Source organism: Photobacterium kishitanii (assembly GCF_000613045.3).
Taxonomy (GTDB): domain Bacteria; phylum Pseudomonadota; class Gammaproteobacteria; order Enterobacterales; family Vibrionaceae; genus Photobacterium; species Photobacterium kishitanii.
Map to the genome: position 1 here is coordinate 2427531 of NZ_LN794352.1, position 21582 is coordinate 2449112.

The following is a 21582-nucleotide window of genomic DNA, read 5'->3' on the forward strand; positions in this document are numbered from 1 at the left end:
GTGATAGCGATCATATTTAGATTTAAACACTACCTTTTTAAAACAAAGCAGCTATTAAGATTAAATTTAACACACAAAACAGTCACACATCCCACCAATTATAATCTAACCTATAAACATTCCAATAACAAATAAGCACATCCCAATAACACAAAAGTTAAGGTTTAATATTATGATCCTAGGTGTACCTAAAGAAATTAAAACCCATGAATACCGTGTTGGCATGATACCTGCAGCAGTAAAAGAAGTTGTTTCTCATGGCCATCGTGTGTATATCGAAACCCAAGCGGGATCAGGAATAGGCTTTAGTGATCAAGACTACATTGATGCTGGTGCGCAAATATTATTAACTGCAGCAGATGTATTTGCTGAAGCTGAAATGATCGTCAAAGTCAAAGAGCCACAAGCTATTGAACGCGCTATGCTACGTGAAGGACAAATCCTATTTACTTATCTGCACCTCGCACCAGATCCTGCACAAACAGAAGATCTTATTCGCAGTAAAGCTATTTGTATTGCTTATGAAACAGTAACGGATAATAACGGTCGTTTACCATTATTAGCCCCAATGTCTGAAGTTGCAGGACGAATGTCGATTCAAGCGGGCGCATTTGCACTTGAAAAATCACGTGGTGGACGCGGCATGTTATTAGGTGGCGTTCCTGGGGTCGAGCCCGCAAAAGTAGTCATCATTGGCGGTGGGGTTGTTGGTAACAACGCTGCTCAAATGGCACTAGGGTTGCAAGCCGATGTAGTAATTTTAGATCGTAATATTGATGTCTTACGTCAACTTGATGTGCAGTTTAATGGCAAACTAAAAACCGTTTATTCAACTAATGATGCCATTGAACGTCATGTCTTAGAGGCTGATTTAGTCATTGGTGGAGTACTTGTCGTCGGCGCTGCTGCACCTAAACTGGTTACTGCGGAAATGATCAAAAAAATGAAACCCGGTGCAGCCATTGTTGATGTTGCGATAGACCAAGGCGGTTGTGTTGCGACATCACATGCCACTACTCATGATGATCCTACTTATATTGTTGATGATGTCGTGCATTATTGCGTTGCTAATATGCCAGGTGCGGTTGCGCGTACTTCAACAGTTGCACTTAATAACGCAACTTTGCCTTACATTGTTGAACTTGCTAATAATGGCTATCAAAAAGCGCTACAACACAATCATCATCTACTCAATGGCCTAAATGTTTATCGCGGCCACATTACCTGTCAAAGCGTAGCTCAAGCCCTTGATTTACCTTATGTCTCGGCAGAAAGCGTTCTCGCCTAATTTATAACTCCTCGATAAGGCTTCTATTGCAAAATAGAAGCTTTTTTATTTATCTAATCTCAACATCACACCGATAACTACGCTCATGTGAACATCAGTACCGATACCAACATACCTATAATAAAATACTAATATAAAGGTCAGTTATATGCCTTACCCTAATGCAAAAACACTTTCTAATCATAATAAGCAAAACCTAACTAAACACGATAAAACATGGATCATTAGCCTGTTCGGCACCGCCGTCGGGGCGGGGATCTTATTTTTACCGATTAATATTGGCGTCAGCGGTTTATGGCCATTAATCATCATGGCGTTATTAGCTGGCCCGATGACATTTCTTGCTCATCGAGGATTAGCGCGGTTTATTTTATCTTCTCAACAACCTCAAGCTGAATTTACCGATGTTGTTGAAGAGCACTTCGGCCACAAATTTGGATTGATGATCTCAGTATTATATTTTCTGTCTATTTTCCCCATTTTGATGATTTATGGCGTCGGCTTAACCAATACTGTTGAAAGCTTTATCGTCCACCAGCTGCAGATGTCCCCCCCACCACGAATATTACTTTCAGGGGTGTTAGTCACCTTAATGATTGGCGTTATGCTAACTAATGAAAAAGTGGTTTTACGCGCGTTTGAGATTATTGTTTATCCGTTAGTGTTTATTTTATTTGGACTGTCAATTTATCTGATCCCACACTGGCAAATGCCTGATTTTTCAACAGTACCTACCGCCTCCGATTTTGGTAAAACCCTTTGGCTTGCGATTCCAACCACTATTTTTGCATTTAGTCACACTGCTGCTATTTCCAGTTTTTCTGTCGCCCAAAAACGTCATTATGGCGCTCAGGCAGGCACTAAGGTTGATTACATTTTAAAACACACTTCGATGATGCTTATCACCTTCGTATTGTTATTTGTATTTTCGTGTGTACTGAGTCTTTCTCCTGCTCAATTAGCTGAAGCAAAAGTGCAAAACATTTCAATTTTGTCGTACCTTGCCAATGAGATGAATAGCAGCGTGATTGAATCACTAGGCCCATTTATTGCGTGTATTGCCATCACCTCCTCTTTTTTGGGTCACTTTCTCGGTGGTCGTGAAAGTCTAAACGGCATTATCACTAAACACACCAATATCACTCCTAAACTCGCCAACAAACTTACCATCGCGATATTATTTATATCAGTATGGTATGCCGCAGTCATTAACCCTAGTGTACTCAGCATTATGGAAACCTTTTCAGGTCCGGTAATTGCTATGATTTTGTTTATCATGCCAATGTATGCAATTAGAAATATTGAATCACTAAAAAAGTACCGCGGTAAAATAAGTAATATTTTTGTGACTGTGGTTGGTTTAATTGCCATTTCAGCGATTATATTCAATCTAATATAAGTAATAATTCAAAGAGCAATACGAGCCAATGTGTATACGTTGGCTTTTTACCACAATCATAATAGCAATCATTATTAAAAATCATCCCAGCTCGTTGAATCGATATTTAAAACAACAATTGGAAACTTTATAAAATATATTATCAAATCAGTAATACTTGTTTCATAGCATTATTATTTTACAGCTATTAACTTAACTATAAAAAATATTAACCAATGCATTTAATATGTATAGTTTAATTTTATTTCTGGATAATTTTATAATATTAACAATAAACCCACCAGTAACGATTAATGACAAAATAACGCTAACCATTAATGTCACTTACTTTTTATTTTATGGATAAACTGATGGCTTCTATATAACAACTTTCTTTACATAACCCGCAACCATTACATTGGTTAGTATCAATAATAGGTATTTTCCCATCTCGCCATGTTAGTGCTAATGCAGAGCAAGTATCCCGACATGCATCACAATAACCATATTCATTAATACAAACATTACTAATATTTACACGTAATCCAATATCATTAATACCGCCAGAAAGCGCCATCGTCAAACAAACTGTTTTACACTTACCGCATAAAGTACATGCAGAATATTCAACATCAACTTCTGGATAACCATCTTTAAAGACAATCACTTGTTCAGGGCACTCAATTTCACATTGCCGACACTGGTTACAAATACGCTTAAAAATATCTTCATCAACGGCAGTAGGAGGACGAGCAACCGTACGTAAAACGGTATTTTTCGTTACTTTCTTAAGCTCTTTTTTTCGGTGAACATTACCCAAAAAAAGAGAGCGACGACTTAAATTAACCACAAAACCATTCCCTAACCAAACGACATTTAATATTTAAATATTTGTTTTTTATCAATATTAATATTAAATTCTTCAATAAGTTGTTGTTGAAACTTACGGGTAAACTCGGCCAATAAAAAATAAGCAGAGGTCGTACTCTGCTCCGTCTTCAACAATGCACAAAGCTGATCAATATAGTACTGACTCCATGGCAATAAATGGCAACTAAGTAATTCATTTATTTCTTCCATTGCTGGTTGCTGCTGCTGAATATCCAATAATTCTCCTAGCGCCATAAACATCAATCCAATATGGTCTAATGGATCATTATTGTTTGTTTCAAACTCAATTCCAACACGAGAAATAAAGGTTTTAAACTCTTGCATCGACAGACCAAATATAACGGACTCTCGATCTAAATAAACAGATCCCCACGGAGGAAGTGGCATACTACCAATACCCATAAAATATTCATCATGAGTTGAAATAAGTGATTCAATATTACTAATACTGAACTCATTTAATAGTAACAATAATTCACCTGTTAATTCATCATTATTTTCATCATTGGACTTTATATTAACAATCGCGAATATCCCTTTATTACTATAATCACATGGTCGATAGTAAAATAACGATCCTATAATTTTACTTATTAAGCCATATTTAATAAGAACATCATTGTATACTTCCATATTATTCATATCTTTTAATATTTAATTTATTTAAAATATAACTCTAGCATGATTGATAATAATTGATATTAAACAAAGTAACATCAATATTACTAACTTAAACTCGGCGCTTAAGTTTCAAAAAATAATAAAGGAAATGTCGTGTCAGTTAATAAAAAACAGACAACTAATGACAGTGCTTTTGCGCTTTCACGCCGAGATTTTGTTAAAAGTGGTACCGTTATTGGTACATTAGCACTTGCAACAAGTGGTCTTACACTTCCCTACAGTAAAAAAGTGATGGCAAAAGAAACGCCACCAAAAGCCAATGAAGAAATTATATGGTCAGCATGTACCATTGACTGTGGCAGTCGTTGCCCACTTCGTATGCATGTTACTGATGGTGATATTAAATGGGTCGAAACTGATAATACCGGTAACGATACATTCAATCATGATCATCAGGTACGCGCCTGTTTACGTGGTCGTTCTATGCGTCGCCGAGTTTATAATCCGGATCGTATCAAATACCCACTTAAACGGATCGGAAAGCGAGGCGAAGGCAAATTTAAACGTATTAGTTGGGATGAAGCTCTTGATACCATTGCCGCAAGTCTAAACGATACTATCAAAAATTACGGTAACGACGCCGTTTATATCAACTACGGCACAGGGACACTCGGTGGTACTGTCACTAAAAGTTGGGCGCCAAGCCAAACATTGATTGCCCGCTTGATGAATCTAAAAGGCGGCTACCTTAACCACTATGGCGATTATTCAACGGGCTCATATGCCACTATCAGTGGCTATCTCTACGGCGATTATATGAGTACTAATGGTATTGATGATATTGCCAATGCAGATCTATGCGTATTTTTTGGTAACAACCCAGCTGAAACACGTATGTCTGGCGGTGGTAATGTCCATAATTACATGGAAACAGAGAAAAGAAGTAATACACGTATTATTGTTATCGACCCTCGTTATACTGATACCGCTTGTGGTCGTGAAGATCAATGGATTCCCATCCGTCAAGGTACCGATGCAGCACTCTGCTCAGCCATTGCTTATATATTAATTACTGAAAATAAAGTAAACCAATCGTTCTTAGATACCTATTGTGTTGGTTACGATCAAAAAACATTACCAGCGTCTGCGCCTAAAAATGGTAGCTATAAAGATTATATTCTTGGTAACGGCAATGATAAAACGCCTAAAACACCATTATGGGCGGCACATATAACAGGAATTCCAGCAGAAGATATCACTAAATTAGCCCGTGAAATTGGCGATGCTAAAAGATTATATCTATCTCAAGGCTGGGGAATTCAACGTTCATCTAATGGTGAGCAAGCCTGTAAAGCTGTCGCGATGATTCCAATATTATGCGGTCAAGTAGGTCTACAAGGTGGTAGTACTGGTATGCGTGAAGGCGATCATACTTATCCTTTTGTACGATTTCCAACCCTAACAAACCCAGTTAAAACCACAATTCCATTCTTTCTATGGACAGAAGCCATCGATCGCTACCAAGAATTAACCCCGAATCGTGATGGCTTACGTGGCACTGACCAGCTGAAAAACCCCATTAAGTTTATTTGGGCTTATGCCAGCAACACCTTAATTAATCAGCACGCTAATATTAATCGTACCAAAAAGATCCTTGAGAATGATAAAGCATGTGAAATGATCGTCGTGATAGAAAACCACATGACGGCCTCAGCAAAATATGCCGATATCATTCTTCCTGACTGTACGGCTTCAGAACAAGCAGATTTCTGTATGGACGGTTCTGCTGGAATGATGCCTTACTTTATTTTTGCTAGCCAAGTTATTAAACCTCGTTTTGAATGTCGGCCAATTTACGACATTATGTCGGATCTAGCTAAACGTCTTGGAGTAGAAAAAGAGTTTACCGAAGGCCGTAGTCAAGAAGAGTGGCTAAAGTGGATGTATGCTCAAACTCAACAACAGAATAACGATCCTGATTTGCCTGATTATGACACCATGAAACAACAAGGAATTTATAAAAAACAATACGATCGTCCATTTGTCCCTCTTGAAGATTTCCGTAACGACCCACAAGCAAACCCACTTAATACACCATCAGGTAAAATTGAACTGTATTCCGAACAATTAGCCGAAATCGCAGCTAAATGGGAACTAAAAGATGATGAGCACATCACACCAATAGCAGAGTATCGTCCTAGCTTTGATGGTTGGGATTCGCCACACCGCAAGCAATTCCCTCTTCAAATGACAGGGTTTCATTTTAAAGGTCGCGTGCACTCAACTTATGGCAACGTTGAATTATTAAAAGCTGCAATTCCACAAGAAATTTGGATCAACCCAATTGATGCACAACAACGAGGCATTAAAAATGGTGATTTAGTGCGAGTGACAAGTCGCTTTGGTGAAACTCAAATCGGTGCCAAAGTCACTCCTCGTATGATGCCTGGTGTTACCGCAATGGGTGATGGTGCTTGGTATGCACCTAACAAACAAGGAGTCGATATGAATGGCGCCTTAAATACCCTGACGAATAATCGTCCAACCCCCTTGGCTAAAGCAAATCCATCGCATACCAATCTCGTTGAGATCACCCTCGTAAAAAGCATGGGAGTTAAAGCATGAGCAACCAACCTTCAACCGCAGTAAAGAAACAATACGGTTTCTTTATTGATTCAAGTAAATGCACTGGCTGCAAGACGTGCCAACTGTCATGCAAAGATAAAAAAGATCTTGATGTCACTCGAAACTTCCGTCGAGTGTATGAATATGTTGGCGGAAACTGGTCAGAAAATGACGGCATATACCGTCAAAATGTTTTTGCCTATTACCTCTCCATTTCATGTAATCACTGTACCCATCCAGAATGCACTAAAGTTTGTCCGTCAGGCGCAATGCATAAACGAGAACAAGATGGTCTAGTTGTTGTTAATGAAGAAGTCTGTATTGGTTGTAAATACTGTCATATGGCATGTCCCTACGGAGCCCCGCAGTACAGTGAAGAAAAAGGCCACATGACGAAATGTGATGGTTGTTATGAACGTATCGATCAAGGACTGATGCCTGTTTGTGTCGATTCATGTCCATTACGAGCAATTGAATTTGGCGATATTAAGGAGCTAAGGGCAAAATATGGCAACAACGCCGATTGTGCTCCATTGCCAGATTCTCGCTTCACTAGCCCTAATTTAATTATAAAGCTAAACCCAAATGCACGCCCACAAGGGGATACCTCTGGCTTCCTGCAAAATCCAAAGGAGATCATCTAATGCATTTTCTTGAACTACCATTAGTATTTTTTACGGTATTGGCGCAGTGTGCAGTTGGTGGCTATTTAGTCATTACAGCGCGTTTAGCCTGTATCCAAGATCATAACCAACAACGGTTATTAGCCTCTAAAACTATTTTCTTTGTCTTAGCATTTATGGCTATTGGCTTTGCATCATCAACTATGCACCTTGGCAGCCCATTACGTGCCTTTAACTCTTTAAACCGAGTAGGTAATTCTGGTTTATCAAACGAAATTCTAACGGGGTCAATTTTCTTTGCTCTTGCTGGTATCTATTGGTTAACTGAAGTGTTGTGCATCTCAAAACCAAACATACGTAGTCTATTACGCTATTTAGCCGCAATAGCGGGTGTTATTTTTATGGTCGCAATGATTAAGGTATACCTAATCGAAACCGTACCACTATGGAATAATATCTTCACACCGATTGATTTCATATTTACTGTTATTACAGCTGGAATGTTATTTGGTTTCTTATTATTAAATGCATTTAATGGCAGCTCAGTAAAAGCCAATAAAGTTGTCACCGCTGTCGGATTACTACTCATTGCTGCCCACTTGGTGATCATGATTGCGCGCATACTGTCTTTTGCAACAATCAACACCTCTATTCACCACGCGACAGCAAACTTGCATCAATATACGCCAATGATCATGACACAATGCATATTAATGATCATTGCCGCTATATTGTGGGTACGCGCTGCACATCGGCCAATAACACACAATCGCTTTGTCGCTCTGATTGCATTTATTGCACTTTTTGCGGCTGAGATTTTTGGACGCGGTGTGTTTTATGGCATGCACTTTACTGTTGGTTTAGTATAAATCATCAATGGCTGGTGTCGATAATCGCCACCAGCCTTGTTATCCACTCTCAAGCTGACTAAATCAATAAGGTACCATGCAGACAAAAAACCATAATATGCTCGGTGCGATGTTAATTATCATCGCAACCTTGTCATTAACCCTTAAAGACAGTGCTGATAAATATCTGATACAACACGGTTATCATCCAATTCAAATGGTATTTTTTAGGTTTGCGATCCCTTTTTTATGCATGCTTATTTTCATGCCTAAGCAAACTAAAACCGCCATTTTTGCCACCAACGGTAAATTAATCTTACGGGCCGGTTTGTTTTTAGTTTGTGCTATTACCTCAGTGATCGCTTTAAAATATATACCACTTGAAATGTATATCATCATTGTTCAAATGGGCAGTATCGCCTATATGTTAGGTGGTACATTCTTTTTTAAAGAAACGCTGACACCAATAAAAATCATTGCAACATTATTAGGATTTGCTGGTGTGGTAATTGTAATTAATCCAACTAATATTAGTGGCTTACAATGGATATATTTATTGCCATTACTGATTGCGATAGCTAATTCCGGTTATAACCTTATTACTAAAACCATTGATTCAAAAATCTCGCTACTGTCTGTGTTAATTAACTCGTTCTTTATTCTTGGCTCAATTTCAAGCTTATTACTCTTAGTTCAACCCCAGATGTGGAAAACCCTAACCCTAGAAGCATTACCCTACTTTATCACTATCCCTATCGTCACAATTGTGTCGCAACTGTGTTTAATTAAAGCCATGAATATCGCGGAAGCATCCCATGTCGCGCCATTCTTTTACTTTCAAATTGTATTTTCTTGCATCTTTGGATATTGGTTGTTTGATGAACTACCCACCTATCACACCCTTGGCGGCGGGTTATTTATTGTGATCGCAGGTTTACTTATTACCTACTCCAATTATCGACCAACAAAAAAAGTTACTCACAACGAATACTAACATGGATGAATCTAACGTCTTTTAATCAATGTGGTCTATTTTTGAGTTCGAGATCAAGTTCAAATAAGCGTATGTTGGAAGTATATACTTACAACAAATATTTAAAATAGGCGACTTACTATGCCCCACAATGTGTTTATTCTACATTCCAATTACCCGCCATCTGGCGATCAACCAGAAGCGTTAGCTAAACTAATCGATGGTGTTGAACAAGGGGTAACTCATCAGACGCTAAAAGGAGTAACAGGTTCAGGAAAAACCTTTACTATGGCGAATATGATCCACCGCTTACAACGTCCAACTTTAATTCTGGCACATAACAAAACCCTCGCCGCACAGCTTTATAGCGAAATGAAACGCTTCTTTCCTGAAAATGCAGTCGAATACTTTGTTTCTTATTATGATTACTACCAACCTGAAGTTTATATTCCTGGTAGTGATCGCTTTATTCGTAAAGACTCAGCAATTAATGAGCAACTTGAGCGATTACGGTTATCCACCACCAAATCATTAATAGAACGCAAAGATGTAATTGTGGTCGCTTCTGTTTCTGCTATTTATGGCTTAGGCGATCCCGACCAATATCGTGCCGTTCAGATTCCGCTTTTTATCGGCGCAAAAATAACCCGTGAAGATTTTATCCAACGATTAACAGCGCTCCAATATAATCGTTGTGAGCGCACTATTGAGCGCGCAACTTTTCGTGTTCATGGTGATGTGTTTGATATTTACCCTGCGGATTCTGAATCAAAAGCTGTGCGAGCGGTATTATTTGATGATGAAGTTGAAACCCTACAATGGTTAGATCCATTAACAGGTAAAGTTTTGGGTGATATTGAACACTACTTTGTTTCCCCAAAAACCTTATATGCTGCCTCAAAAGAAAAACTCACCAAGGCGTGCGTTAAGATTCAGCAAGACTTAGCGCTACGCGTTGCTGAACTTAATCAGGATAATCGTATTATTGAAGCGGCACGATTATATGAACGCACCATGCATGATATCGAAATGATGCAACAACTGGGTTACTGTTCAGGGCTGGAAAATTACGCCAGTTATATCAATGAGCGTGATGCCGCATTACCACCTATCACCTTATTAGATTATTTACCCAAAGACGGCTTATTGTTTATTGATGAATCTCACGTGATGGTGCCACAAATATCGGCAATGCAGCGAAGTGATCAAAGTCGCAAAGAAACCTTAATTGATTATGGTTTTCGATTACCTTCGGCTAAAAATAATCGTCCACTGACATTTAAGGAGTTTGAGCAGTTAAAACCACAAACTATTTTTGTCTCAGCAACACCAGGGGAATATGAGCTAAACCAATCTAAAAACCATGTTGTTGAACAAATTATTCGCCCAACAGGTTTACTTGATCCAATCGTTGAAGTGCGGCCACTCGCCACTCAAATTGATGACTTACTCGAGCAAATAGCACAACGGGTAATAAAAAATGAGCGAGTATTAGTCACCACACTAACCAAGAAAAGTGCAGAGTCTTTATACGAATTAATGCAGCAACAAGGCATTAAGGTCAGCTATATTCATGCAGAAGTGAAAACCCAACAACGGGTAGAGATCATCGACGCCTTACGCCAAGGTGAATTTGATGTGTTAATCGGCATTAACTTATTACGCGAAGGGTTGGATATTCCCGAAGCATCATTGGTTGCTATCCTTGATGCCGATCATGCTGGATTCTTACGTTCTACCCAAGCCTTAATTCAAATCATTGGTCGTGCAGCCCGTAATGCCAATGGTAAGGCAATTTTATATGCCGATAAAATAACTCCAGCGATGAAAAACGCGATCGATGAATCACAGCAACGTCGTGAACGCCAACAGATCTATAATCAAGCTCATCATATTACGCCAACATCATCGCAGCGTAGTGCTATAACAACCACGGATGACGGTATACACTCTGCTGAATTTTGTGAAAATATTGCTGATTTGTGCCAGCAGATCACCACCACTGAAAAAGGATTATTAACCGCTTGTGATAATAACGATGACGCTAAAATACAACAAATAAGAGCCCAGCTTGATAAGCTATATCGTCAGTTTATTTATATGTAATCATCATCGACACAGGGTGGCGATTATAAAAAATCAGCCACCCTATTCTATTGATCGTCACCAACTTCATGCATGATAAACGAGGCTTATTTTTCCATTAGCCCTTTACTATGAAAATACTCCGCGATAAATGGTCGAGACTCTTTAGACAACGTTTTCGTCACCGCACTCGACCAATCTTGCTGTTTATTATGGCTTGAACGCTGCTGATAATATTCAACTGTTTGTTGATCATATTCAGCTAACAATGGCTGACTTAAAGGCTGATATTCATTCTCATGTAAAATCATCGCCATCGGTAAACGTGGTTTTGATTGTGGATCTTGCGCTGGTACACCCAAACACATTCCAAATAATATCGCGCTATACGGCGGTAGCTTGAGTAATGCGTCAACCTCATGCGGATTATTACGCAACCCACCAATATAAACCCCACCTAACCCCATTGATTCAGCGGCTAATAAACAGTTCTGCGCCATAATGCCACTATCAATCGCACCAATTAAAGCTAACTCAGTATATTCAGGTTTAATCTCAGAACTGATAGAATAATGACGTTGATAATCAATGCAAAATACCAAAAACTCTGCAGCTTGAGCGACATAGGGTTGATCGCCTGCAAGATGTGCTAATGCTGCTCGTTTTTCAGGATCAGTAATACGAATAATCGATGTGGCTTGGATCATACTAGAACTAGATGCCGCAATACCTGCCGCAATAATCGTATTTAATTGCTCGTCAGAAATAGTATCGTCAGTAAATTTACGGATCGAGCGATGACCAAGCATAGTTTGAATAGTTGTATTCATTTATAGAGATCCATCAAAGTAGATGTAAGCCAATAGCTAAAAGCAACAAATACTCGCTTAGCTAATGACTAAAAATGATTCTTATACAACAACAAAAATAATGACAACATACCAAATAAGCAAGCTAAAAAATAAATACAATCATTTCGTTTAGACTACTAACTATTTTGTTATCTATTTATTTATATGTTAGCATCATCAACTTCTAAAACTCACAGTATGATTTTATACTCATACTCCCAAATAAAAGTAGTTAAAACTTGAAGATTACGCCGCCTTAACCTCTCTCTAATGAGCGCCTGCTCATTATTCCAAACATGCAGCTCTCTTGCTGTCACTCTGCTATGCCTATCATAGCTAAAACTTCCCATATCTAAATGTTTACGGACTTTTTCCGTGACTTTTACACGTCTAAAATATAGAGAATAAATGCTAAATTACATAAAAAACAACTGGTTATATAATATAAAAAAAGACCTTCTGGCAGGAATAGTAGTAGCATTAGCGCTCATACCAGAAGCTATCGCCTTTTCTATTATCGCAGGAGTCGATCCTAAAGTTGGTTTATATGCTTCTTTTTCTATGACCGTTATCATTGCTATTGTTGGAGCGAGATCTGGCATGGTTTCAGCAGCAACAGGGGCAATGGCCTTACTTATGGTCACCTTAGTAAAAGAACATGGCCTACAATATTTAATGGCTGTCACTATCCTTACTGGTGTAATACAAATTATCGCTGGGTATTTAAAACTCGGTAATTTAATGCGTTTTGTCTCCAAGCCTGTTATTACTGGATTTGTTAACGCTTTAGCAATACTGATCTTTATGGCTCAACTTCCAGAATTAACTGATGCAACTTGGTCTGTTTATCTATTAACAGCCAGTGGCTTAGCCATTGTGTACCTCTTCCCACTTATACCGATTATTGGCAAACTGATCCCTTCACCTTTAGTGTGTATTATCAGTTTAACTATCGTAGCGGCATTACTTGGATTAGATGTGCGAACCGTTGGTGACATGGGTCAATTACCCGATACGCTACCGATCTTTTTATTACCCAATGTTCCTCTTACGTTTCAGACCTTACAAATAATATTGCCTTATTCTTTAGCACTCGCTGCTGTAGGTTTACTTGAATCGATGATGACTGCCACTATTATTGATGACTTAACTTCAACAACAAGTAATAAGAATCAAGAATGTAAAGGACAGGGGATCGCCAATATTGGTACTGGTTTATTAGGGGGTATGGCTGGCTGTGCGATGATCGGACAATCAATGATTAATATTAAATCAGGAGGAAGAAGCCGTTTATCGACCTTATTTTCGGGTATTGCCTTATTAATAATGATTTTATTTTTAAGTGATATTCTAAAACTCATCCCTATGGCCGCTTTAGTTGCAGTGATGATAATGGTATCAATTAGTACCTTTTCATGGGACTCCATTAAAAACATCAAACATCACCCACTCTCAAGTAACATCGTTATGTTAGCAACGGTTGCTGTGGTTGTAATAACACATAATTTGGCTCTTGGTGTTTTCATTGGCGTATTACTATCAGCATTATTCTTTGCGCATCAAGTTAGCCAATGCGTTGTCGTAAAATCAACCCTTATAAATGAGCAAATTTACACTGTTCGTGGCCAACTATTTTTTGCATCTGCTGATCAATTTTCTTCATTATTTGATCTTAATAACGTTGCTGAGCGTGTCAAAATTGATTTAACACTGGCAAATTTTTGGGATCTCACCGCAATAACAGCGTTAGATAAAGTTATTATTAAATTAAGATCACAAGGCGCAACCACTGAACTTATTGGTATGAATGAAGCAACTGCCAACATAATTAATAAATTCGCTGTCCATGACGATCCAAACCTAAATCAAAAACTGTTAGCTAGCCACTAATAATCGCGTTTAAAACATTCGCTTTTATGGTGAACTTATTCTAATAATATAAATCTAAATAGACTGCCAACTTATTTTAGGTTGGCTTTCTTATTGCAATATTAATAGCTGGAGTAACTCAATGAATATTAGTCATCTTGATCATTTAGTATTAACGGTTACTAACATCGATATTAGTGCTCAATTTTATCAATCCGTGCTTGGAATGCAATTAGTTACCTTTGGTGACAACCGAATAGCATTAACCTTTGGCAATCAAAAAATTAATCTCCACCAACATGGCGAAGAATTTGAGCCTAAAGCAAAGACGGTGCAAGTTGGAAGTGCTGATTTATGTTTTATCACTGATACCAGTTTGGATGAGGTCAGACAGCATCTTGAACAACAAGGGGTAAAGATTATTGAAGGTCCAGTTGGACGCACTGGCGCAATAGGAAAAATTACGTCGCTCTATTTTCGTGATCCCGACGGTAATTTAATTGAGGTCTCAACTTATTTCACGGTGTAATGCAAATGAAAAGAGTACAAACTAACTTACGAAATTAAAGCGTAAGACCAATCTGGCAATGTAAGCAACAGTTTATACTTAACATTTCATTATAATTAAATGACGCACAAAAAAACTAGAGAGCCCCTAAAGCAACTTAGTTGGCTCAAGTGCACGCTGCTAGTGAATTCACTCTTCGGCACTTATTCCTGACTATAGAGCATGTAACAATAGGATAATGTTAATTTTATTCATCATACTCCCATTCCTTATCCCATGCTTGCTGTGCTTTAATATTCTCAATACGTTCACGAATACTGACAGTACGTTGATTCACTGTTAATGGCTTTTTTTTCTTAGGCTTAGTGTTAGATTCTTTAGCTGTAAGTTTTGTCATGGTTTACCTTATTGATTTTAAATATGGTTTATGCTGATAGATAACTAAATCGTTAAAATTAAATATTAATATAATAAAAACAACTAGATATCAGACAACGTACGTTTACAGTAAGATATGATTCATATTGAAAAGAGAATCATTGAGGCTTATATATAATATTCAACAACTTATATCTAAATGTATCTTGTACCGCCGCATAAATTAGACCAACAGTAATAAATAATACTTACAGATTAGATCTACTTCATTTCAGACATAGAAAGATTTCACGCCATTGTAACATATTTCTATAAAACTTACCGCGAAATATTTAAAATAAATAAAACATTTAGTAAACATGTCACATTATCTTCAATCACTTGATTATCTTCCAATAAAATTACAGTCCGTTATTGAATAATTCCATCATGAATTTTTTGTAAAACAATAAAAATAAGTTTTTTGTTTTCATAAATATCATTGATTTTTTAGGTGGTAAGCGCATATTAGAGAAAAGCAATATTAAATCAATATCGCTATTTAATCTGTCGTTGGCCAGTATGACCAATCTCAAAAAAAAGAGGTTAGTGTTATGAGTAAGTCGCTAGATACTAAGAAAGGTAATAAAAAACCATCTTTAACGACAAAAGAGAAAAAGGCTAAGAAATTAGCAAAAATCACAAAAAAAATCGCAGCAAATAGTTAACGAATAACGTTAGACTATGTTAGCAAAGCTTCTAATAAATTTAGTCTATTAGAAGCTTTGATAAAGTCATTATTGGATTATTTCTTACTTAACATTTATCGTCACTGCGACATAAAATATCTGCTTACGAACTTACAACTTTCCTGCGCGCCAATATTTTCTCAAACAATCCTAATTGCTTTTCTGATAATTGCCCATGATTAATAAGCGTTTGATTAAGGTTACTTAAATAATCACGCTCCCAATGAGTGAAGCATTCAGAATGTAATAACAAGACAGTATTCACTTTATTCATTAACTCAATATTCTGTGCCATATATCAGTCCTTTATATCTTGCTTATTAACGTTTGATTATTTAAATACATTACCTAACCACACTAGTAATACTTTAATACGCATAAGATATATTTTAAAATCATGATGTTAATAATAACGAAACTATTATTGATAAATATAAAGTAAACACGATAAAACAGTAATATTAAACTACACTGTAGAGAGTAAATTAAGAGATAGCAATTTGATAGGAAATAAGGTTTTCTAAACGCTAGATGGGTGGAAGCCCCCACCAGCCACATCCCGGCACACACGACGCCTGCTGCGGTTGCTCCCTTCCGGGCCTGGCCGAGTTCACAGGTTAGTGTTGCGGGAGGACCAATGGGGGCCTCCATAGATTCTTTGTCTCTTTCGAGAACGAGGAAGATTATCTATTAACCACGCCAACAATGCAAGCCGTTATCCTACCCTTTCGTTTGACTGCTGATTATTTATGCAAATTCAAACAAAATAGTAATAAAGTCAACCTATTGCTCACAAATTATAGTTATTCATCTTCCTCTTCTGGATCATCAAGTAACGACTCTCCCAATAATCCGCCACCGAGCACTAATAACCATGAGACTAAAATCGGGTTGGCAACACTGAACTGTGGCAATACCACTAAGGTCGTAAATCCAATCGCAGGTAACACACAAGCTAAACGAGGGATCCAATCTCGATGTTTCATTTTAACTAGGCTTTGTAGGGCAGCAATTAAGCCCGTAACACATAAACCAACCAGTGCTGCTGATTCCATGCCACCAATCCATAACGGAAACACGGCAAACAATGGCCACCATGTATTACCAGCAATTGGACGCCAACAACGAGCGGCATACCAGATCACGCCAATAGCCACAATTTGGATCAAGGTCGCACTAATACTACCTTCAAGCTTACCCTCGCCTTGTAATGCCATCAGACCAACGTTCATTGATAACACTATCGAAACCATCAAGGCTCCAAGCTGCCAACACCCTTTTGCCGATGTACAAATCATCAGAATCGGTAACATCATGAATAAACTGATTGATAGCGCGAGTGGTTGATCGGGTAGCATGGCACCGTAAGCGCCTAAACCACATAGCAGTAGCCAACCTGCGACACCACTTTGTGGTAATAACCACAGTGCAGGAATCGCAAGTGCTAATATAGGTAGCTCTCCCGCAGTAGGACCGAGAGCACTTACACCTAATACCGTTAAGATTAAGGTAACGGTAACTAATGAAGCAGCATACAACATGGCAACACCTCCTTGCGTTATCCTGTTGTTTAAAAATATAGAGCCGTTATTATTTACTAAGCATATTATTTAACGGCTACTTATAAATATGGACGACTTTTCCAATCAAATCTATAGCCAAGTCTACCAAATTCCATTTGGGCAGGTTTCTACCTATGGTGATATTGCTAAATTTGCAGGTTATCCGGGTTACGCACGCCATGTCGGACGCTTAATGGCAACCTTGCCTGAAGGTTCAAAAATACCTTGGCATCGGGTAATTAATAGTCAAGGACGTATATCATTAAAAGGAGATGCTCTATTAAGGCAAGTCACCGCATTACGGGCAGAAAAGGTCGATGTCTCTGACACTGGGCGGGTATCACTACACGATTATCGTTGGCAAGGGCACTCGTAGGCATATTGGCACAAACCTTAAATAAGCTTACCATTCCTCTAGTTTTTATTTTTCAGGATATACCATGAGCAAACAATTAGACGAACTACTCACTCTGCTGCAATTAGAGCAAATTGAACGTGAACTCTTTCGAGGCCAAAGTGAAAATTTAGGTTTGCCACAGGTATATGGCGGCCAAGTGATTGGTCAGTCGCTATCAGCGGCACAGCAAACGGTAGATCCAGATCGTCATTTACACTCTTTCCATAGCTACTTTCTTTTACCAGGTAACCCTGAAAAACCGATTGTTTATGATGTAGAAACCCTACGTGATGGCAGAAGCTTTAGTACTCGCCGTGTAAAAGCAATTCAAAATGGTCGCCCTATTTTTTACTTAACGGCTTCTTATCAAGCTGATGAACAAGGGTTTGAACATCAATCGACGATGCCAAACGTGGCCGGTCCTGAAGGCTTAGCTTCTGAAAGTGAATTAGTTGAATCGGTTGCACAATATTTACCGCCCAAGATTGTTGAAACCTTTGGTCACAAACGCCCGATTGAAGTACGCCCAGTAACAGTTATTAATCCCCTAAAACCAACCATTGAAGATCCCAAGCAATATTTGTGGATCAAAACTAACGGCGCGATGCCGAATGAATTAAGTATTCACCAATATATGTTGGCTTATGCTTCTGATTGGGGATTTTTAACCACCTCATTACATCCACACGGAGTAACATTATTTAGTCCTAATATGCAGGTTGCGACTATTGATCATTCAATGTGGTTCCATCGTCCGTTTAAGGTTGATGAGTGGTTACTGTATGTGATTGATAGTCCATCAGCCAGTGGTTCGCGCGGAATTGTTCGTGGTGAAATCTATAATCAGCAAGGTCACTTAGTAGCATCAGCCGTTCAGGAAGGATTAATTCGCCAACGCTAATTCACACCTTATAAACTATTTAAAAATAACCTCGAGCCACTACAATAATGACTCGGGGTTATTTTTTATCTATAGCTTAAACAGGTAGTGCTGTGGTGTATTTTAGTGGTTCCATTGCGAAAGTGGAGGTCACATTGGTTAGGTCAGAAACAGAAGCCACTAGTTTTTTATAAAGATTATCAAAGGCTTGCATATCAGCTACTTGAACTTTCATCATATAGTCATATTCCCCTGCCATACGATAAAACTCCATTACTTCGGGAAACTCGGTAACAGTCGATACAAAATGATTAAACCAATCTTGTGAATGATTGCTGGTTTTTATTTGCACGAAAGCAGTAAATGCTATTCCTAACTTCACCGGATCAAGTAACGCTACTCGTTGCCGTAAAATACCATCTTCTTCAAGCCGCTTTAGTCGTTTCCAACATGGGGTGGTTGTTAAATTTACGGCTTCTGCAAGCTCAGCCAGCGGCATAGTCGCATCATCTTGCAACAAACGTAATAACGTTCTATCAACACTATCTAAAACTGCCATTAATTCCACCAATTACGATAAAAGGGTAAATACTTACTAAAAAATACCCCTTATTCAGCTAAGAGGCAAAAAAAATCACTCATAATGACGCTCACGGCCACTTTATTTAAGTAAATTAACAGTAAACAAGCTTTGATTTTGGTAATAAAGTGGTAACATCTACAAAACACAACAAACACAACCAAAATCAATTTCTACTTTATACATATTATTTAGTAACAGATTTCAATAAAAAATATAAAACTAGAAATATTTTCCATTTTTACCAAAATAACAAGCAAACAAAGCAAAGATTTTCCCAGCGGTATTGTTTACTATATACCCAAGTTGCTTCAATGGAGTTGATTAAGTAAACGCTCGATGGATTCGAATAAAGCAAAGAGGTAATACTATGAATATGACTATAAATACCGCACCAGAACAAAACGCTTGGATCAATAAAGCAATAAAGGCTATTGAAGCAGACTATCAACGTTCTGCCGATACGCACCTTATTAAACTAGATATTCCTAGCCTTGAAGGTATCGATCTTTATCTAAAAGATGAAAGTACTCACCCAACGGGAAGTCTTAAACATCGTTTAGCTCGCTCATTATTTTTATATGCCTTGTGTAATGGCTGGATTAACCAAGATACTACCGTTATTGAGTCATCATCAGGTAGTACTGCGGTCTCAGAAGCCTACTTTGCACGTTTACTTGGACTACCATTTATTGCTGTCGTACCACGTAAGACAGCGCGTAAAAAAATTGAGCAAATTGAATTCTACGGCGGTAAAGCTCACTTTGTTGATTCATCTGCTGCTATTTATGATGAATCACGTCGTCTAGCTAAAGAATTAAATGGTCATTACATGGATCAATTTACCTATGCTGAGCGTGCGACTGACTGGCGTGGTAATAACAACATCGCTAATAGCATTTTCAACCAAATGAAATTTGAGCGCTTTCCAATCCCAACATGGATTGTAATGAGCCCAGGTACAGGCGGTACATCTGCTACTATTGGTCGTTATATTCGTTACCAAATGCATCCAACTCAATTATGTGTCGTTGATCCTGAAAACTCAGTGTTCTATGACTACTTTATGGAACGAGATGCCAACATTACCTTAGACAGTGGTAGCCGTATTGAAGGTATTGGCCGACCACGAGTAGAGCCAAGCTTTATTCCTAATGTAATTAGTGAAATGCGTAAAATTCCTGATGCAGCGAGTGTCGCTACTATACACTGGCTAGAAAAAATTATTGGTCGTAAAGCAGGCGCATCAACAGGTACTAATCTATATGGTGTATTGCAATTAGCGGCAGAAATGAAACAACGTGGTGAAACCGGATCTATTGTGACTTTATTGTGTGACAGTGGTGAGCGTTATTTAGAAACTTATTATAACGATGAATGGATCACAGCGAATATTGGTGACACCAGTGCTTATCTTGCCCAATTACAGCATTTACAACAAACAGGTAAATGGCAAGCATAACGAAAAGAACAACCCCTTGGGCTGGTTAGCCAAAGCGCCAGCCCCCCTATTTTGTGTCTTTTAAGCAAATATAAGTACAAGCTAATCGCTCTCTGCACTTCGGTCAATTAGCTTTACACGGATAATATATATTGCTTATTTTTATACCGCACACTTTGTGCGGTTTTTTTTATCTGCGCTATTTGTGATAGCTACTTTTCTATCGCCTCCAGCTGAGTTAGCATACCCCTACATTCTAAAAGCATTATTATTAGGGTGTTGTTGTACCGACTGTTTATCGGTAATCACTCATAAAGGATATTCATCATGACAAAAGCCGTAGTTGTTTTCAGTGGCGGTCAAGACTCAACCACTTGTCTTATTCAAGCATTAGCGCACTACGATGAAGTGCACTGTATTACATTTGATTATGGTCAGCGTCATAAACTAGAAATTGAAATTGCCGAGCATATTGCCAAAGATCTTGGTGTTGCTGCGCATAAAGTAATGGATGTTAGCTTACTGGGTGAACTTGCAATTAGCTCATTAACTCGCGATAGCATTCCTGTTTCTCATGAGTTACAGGCAAATGGTTTACCTAATTCATTTGTACCGGGTCGTAACATTTTATTTTTAACTTTAGCCGGTATTTACGCATATCAAATAGGGGCAGAAACAGTAATCACAGGTGTTTGTGAAACTGATTTTTCTGGCTATCCTGATTGTCGCGACGAGTTTGTTCGCTCACTTAATCAGTCATTAGTACTAGGTATGGATCGTCAATTTACTATCGCTACGCCATTAATGTGGCTAAATAAAGCTGAAACATGGGCACTTGCTGATCAATATGGCAAATTAGATTATGTACGTGAGCAGACACTAACTTGTTATAATGGTGTCGTCGGTGATGGTTGTGGCGATTGCCCATCTTGCGATTTACGTCGTGCAGGCTTAGAAGATTACCTACAACATCAAGCAACAGTGATGACGGCACTGAAAACAAAACAAGCGCAGCATAAAGCGTAATCGAATATTATCTAATTGATTATCTCACTC

At 38.2% G+C, this 21582-nt stretch carries 20 protein-coding genes and 1 other RNA gene; 13 read left to right on the plus strand and 8 right to left on the minus strand.

Features of this window, described 5'->3' with window-relative positions; translation table 11 throughout:
* The first annotated feature begins 172 nt into the window (after positions 1-172).
* Together ald and PPBDW_RS11350 are read left to right on the plus strand one after the other, a co-directional pair.
* Positions 173-1288, plus strand: a complete 1116-nt coding sequence (gene ald, locus PPBDW_RS11345) for an alanine dehydrogenase (protein WP_036795571.1) — start codon at positions 173-175, stop codon at positions 1286-1288.
* A gap of 148 nt (positions 1289-1436) precedes the next feature.
* Positions 1437-2687, plus strand: coding sequence for an SLC5/6 family protein (locus tag PPBDW_RS11350; protein ID WP_036795572.1), 1251 nt, complete (start codon positions 1437-1439; stop codon positions 2685-2687).
* Between the two features lie 331 nt (positions 2688-3018).
* On the opposite strand, the gene PPBDW_RS11355 is transcribed toward PPBDW_RS11350, so the two are convergent.
* Together PPBDW_RS11355 and PPBDW_RS11360 are read right to left on the minus strand one after the other, a co-directional pair.
* Entirely contained in the window at positions 3019-3516 is a 498-nt protein-coding gene (locus PPBDW_RS11355; protein ID WP_036795573.1) for a 4Fe-4S dicluster domain-containing protein, read from the minus strand.
* A 26-nt stretch (positions 3517-3542) separates the two neighbouring features.
* Entirely contained in the window at positions 3543-4190 is a 648-nt protein-coding gene (locus PPBDW_RS11360; RefSeq protein ID WP_054262063.1) for a molecular chaperone TorD family protein, read from the minus strand.
* Between the two features lie 141 nt (positions 4191-4331).
* On the opposite strand from PPBDW_RS11360, the gene PPBDW_RS11365 reads away from it, so the two are divergent.
* From PPBDW_RS11365 to uvrB, 5 genes are all read left to right on the plus strand, one after another.
* Positions 4332-6803 (plus strand): DMSO/selenate family reductase complex A subunit, encoded by a 2472-nt coding sequence (locus tag PPBDW_RS11365; RefSeq protein ID WP_036795574.1) that lies wholly within the window; start codon positions 4332-4334, stop codon positions 6801-6803.
* A complete protein-coding gene (locus PPBDW_RS11370; protein ID WP_036795575.1) occupies positions 6800-7447 on the plus strand; it encodes a DMSO/selenate family reductase complex B subunit in 648 nt (215 codons plus the stop codon). The genes PPBDW_RS11365 and PPBDW_RS11370 overlap by 4 nt, the downstream gene beginning before the upstream one ends.
* Complete coding sequence (locus PPBDW_RS11375; RefSeq protein ID WP_036795576.1) at positions 7447-8295, plus strand: dimethyl sulfoxide reductase anchor subunit family protein; 849 nt, start codon at positions 7447-7449, stop codon at positions 8293-8295. The genes PPBDW_RS11370 and PPBDW_RS11375 overlap by 1 nt, the downstream gene beginning before the upstream one ends.
* A gap of 76 nt (positions 8296-8371) precedes the next feature.
* Entirely contained in the window at positions 8372-9268 is an 897-nt protein-coding gene (locus PPBDW_RS11380; RefSeq protein WP_036795578.1) for a DMT family transporter, read from the plus strand.
* Positions 9269-9388: 120 nt separating this feature from the next.
* On the plus strand, positions 9389-11353 hold the full coding sequence (gene uvrB, locus PPBDW_RS11385) for an excinuclease ABC subunit UvrB (RefSeq protein ID WP_036795580.1): 1965 nt from the start codon (positions 9389-9391) through the stop codon (positions 11351-11353).
* A gap of 86 nt (positions 11354-11439) precedes the next feature.
* On the opposite strand, the gene nfsA is transcribed toward uvrB, so the two are convergent.
* Positions 11440-12162 (minus strand): oxygen-insensitive NADPH nitroreductase, encoded by a 723-nt coding sequence (gene nfsA, locus PPBDW_RS11390; protein WP_036795582.1) that lies wholly within the window; start codon positions 12160-12162, stop codon positions 11440-11442.
* Positions 12163-12591: 429 nt separating this feature from the next.
* On the opposite strand from nfsA, the gene PPBDW_RS11395 reads away from it, so the two are divergent.
* Positions 12592-14073, plus strand: coding sequence for a SulP family inorganic anion transporter (locus PPBDW_RS11395; protein WP_036795583.1), 1482 nt, complete (start codon positions 12592-12594; stop codon positions 14071-14073).
* A 121-nt stretch (positions 14074-14194) separates the two neighbouring features.
* Positions 14195-14581: a VOC family protein gene (locus tag PPBDW_RS11400; protein ID WP_036795584.1), complete on the plus strand. Its 387-nt coding sequence runs from the start codon at positions 14195-14197 to the stop codon at positions 14579-14581.
* A gap of 226 nt (positions 14582-14807) precedes the next feature.
* Here PPBDW_RS11400 and PPBDW_RS11405 read toward each other — a convergent pair whose 3' ends face one another.
* The 4 genes from PPBDW_RS11405 to PPBDW_RS11420 form a co-directional block, all read right to left on the minus strand.
* The gene (locus PPBDW_RS11405; RefSeq protein ID WP_166418985.1) at positions 14808-14957 is read right to left on the minus strand and encodes a hypothetical protein; all 150 of its coding nucleotides are present in this window, start codon (positions 14955-14957) and stop codon (positions 14808-14810) included.
* 812 nt (positions 14958-15769) lie between these two features.
* The gene (locus PPBDW_RS11410) at positions 15770-15961 is read right to left on the minus strand and encodes a hypothetical protein (RefSeq protein ID WP_036795585.1); all 192 of its coding nucleotides are present in this window, start codon (positions 15959-15961) and stop codon (positions 15770-15772) included.
* Between the two features lie 248 nt (positions 15962-16209).
* Positions 16210-16306, minus strand: an RNA gene (ffs, locus tag PPBDW_RS11415) — signal recognition particle sRNA small type.
* A 163-nt stretch (positions 16307-16469) separates the two neighbouring features.
* Positions 16470-17207, minus strand: coding sequence for a VP0952 family biofilm-associated protein (locus PPBDW_RS11420; RefSeq protein ID WP_036795586.1), 738 nt, complete (start codon positions 17205-17207; stop codon positions 16470-16472).
* A gap of 88 nt (positions 17208-17295) precedes the next feature.
* Between PPBDW_RS11420 and PPBDW_RS11425 the strand changes: the two genes are divergently transcribed.
* Positions 17296-17604 carry an MGMT family protein gene (locus PPBDW_RS11425; RefSeq protein WP_036795589.1) on the plus strand — a complete coding sequence of 103 codons (309 nt, stop codon included), beginning with the start codon at positions 17296-17298 and terminating at the stop codon, positions 17602-17604.
* A 64-nt stretch (positions 17605-17668) separates the two neighbouring features.
* Positions 17669-18526 carry an acyl-CoA thioesterase II gene (tesB, locus tag PPBDW_RS11430; RefSeq protein WP_036795590.1) on the plus strand — a complete coding sequence of 286 codons (858 nt, stop codon included), beginning with the start codon at positions 17669-17671 and terminating at the stop codon, positions 18524-18526.
* 76 nt (positions 18527-18602) lie between these two features.
* Here tesB and PPBDW_RS11435 read toward each other — a convergent pair whose 3' ends face one another.
* Entirely contained in the window at positions 18603-19064 is a 462-nt protein-coding gene (locus PPBDW_RS11435; RefSeq protein ID WP_036795591.1) for an Lrp/AsnC family transcriptional regulator, read from the minus strand.
* A 391-nt stretch (positions 19065-19455) separates the two neighbouring features.
* Here PPBDW_RS11435 and PPBDW_RS11440 point away from each other — a divergent pair, with 391 nt between their 5' ends.
* Complete coding sequence (locus PPBDW_RS11440; RefSeq protein WP_054262064.1) at positions 19456-20547, plus strand: PLP-dependent cysteine synthase family protein; 1092 nt, start codon at positions 19456-19458, stop codon at positions 20545-20547.
* Between the two features lie 306 nt (positions 20548-20853).
* Complete coding sequence (queC, locus tag PPBDW_RS11445) at positions 20854-21552, plus strand: 7-cyano-7-deazaguanine synthase QueC (RefSeq protein WP_036795592.1); 699 nt, start codon at positions 20854-20856, stop codon at positions 21550-21552.
* Positions 21553-21582 lie beyond the last annotated feature (30 nt).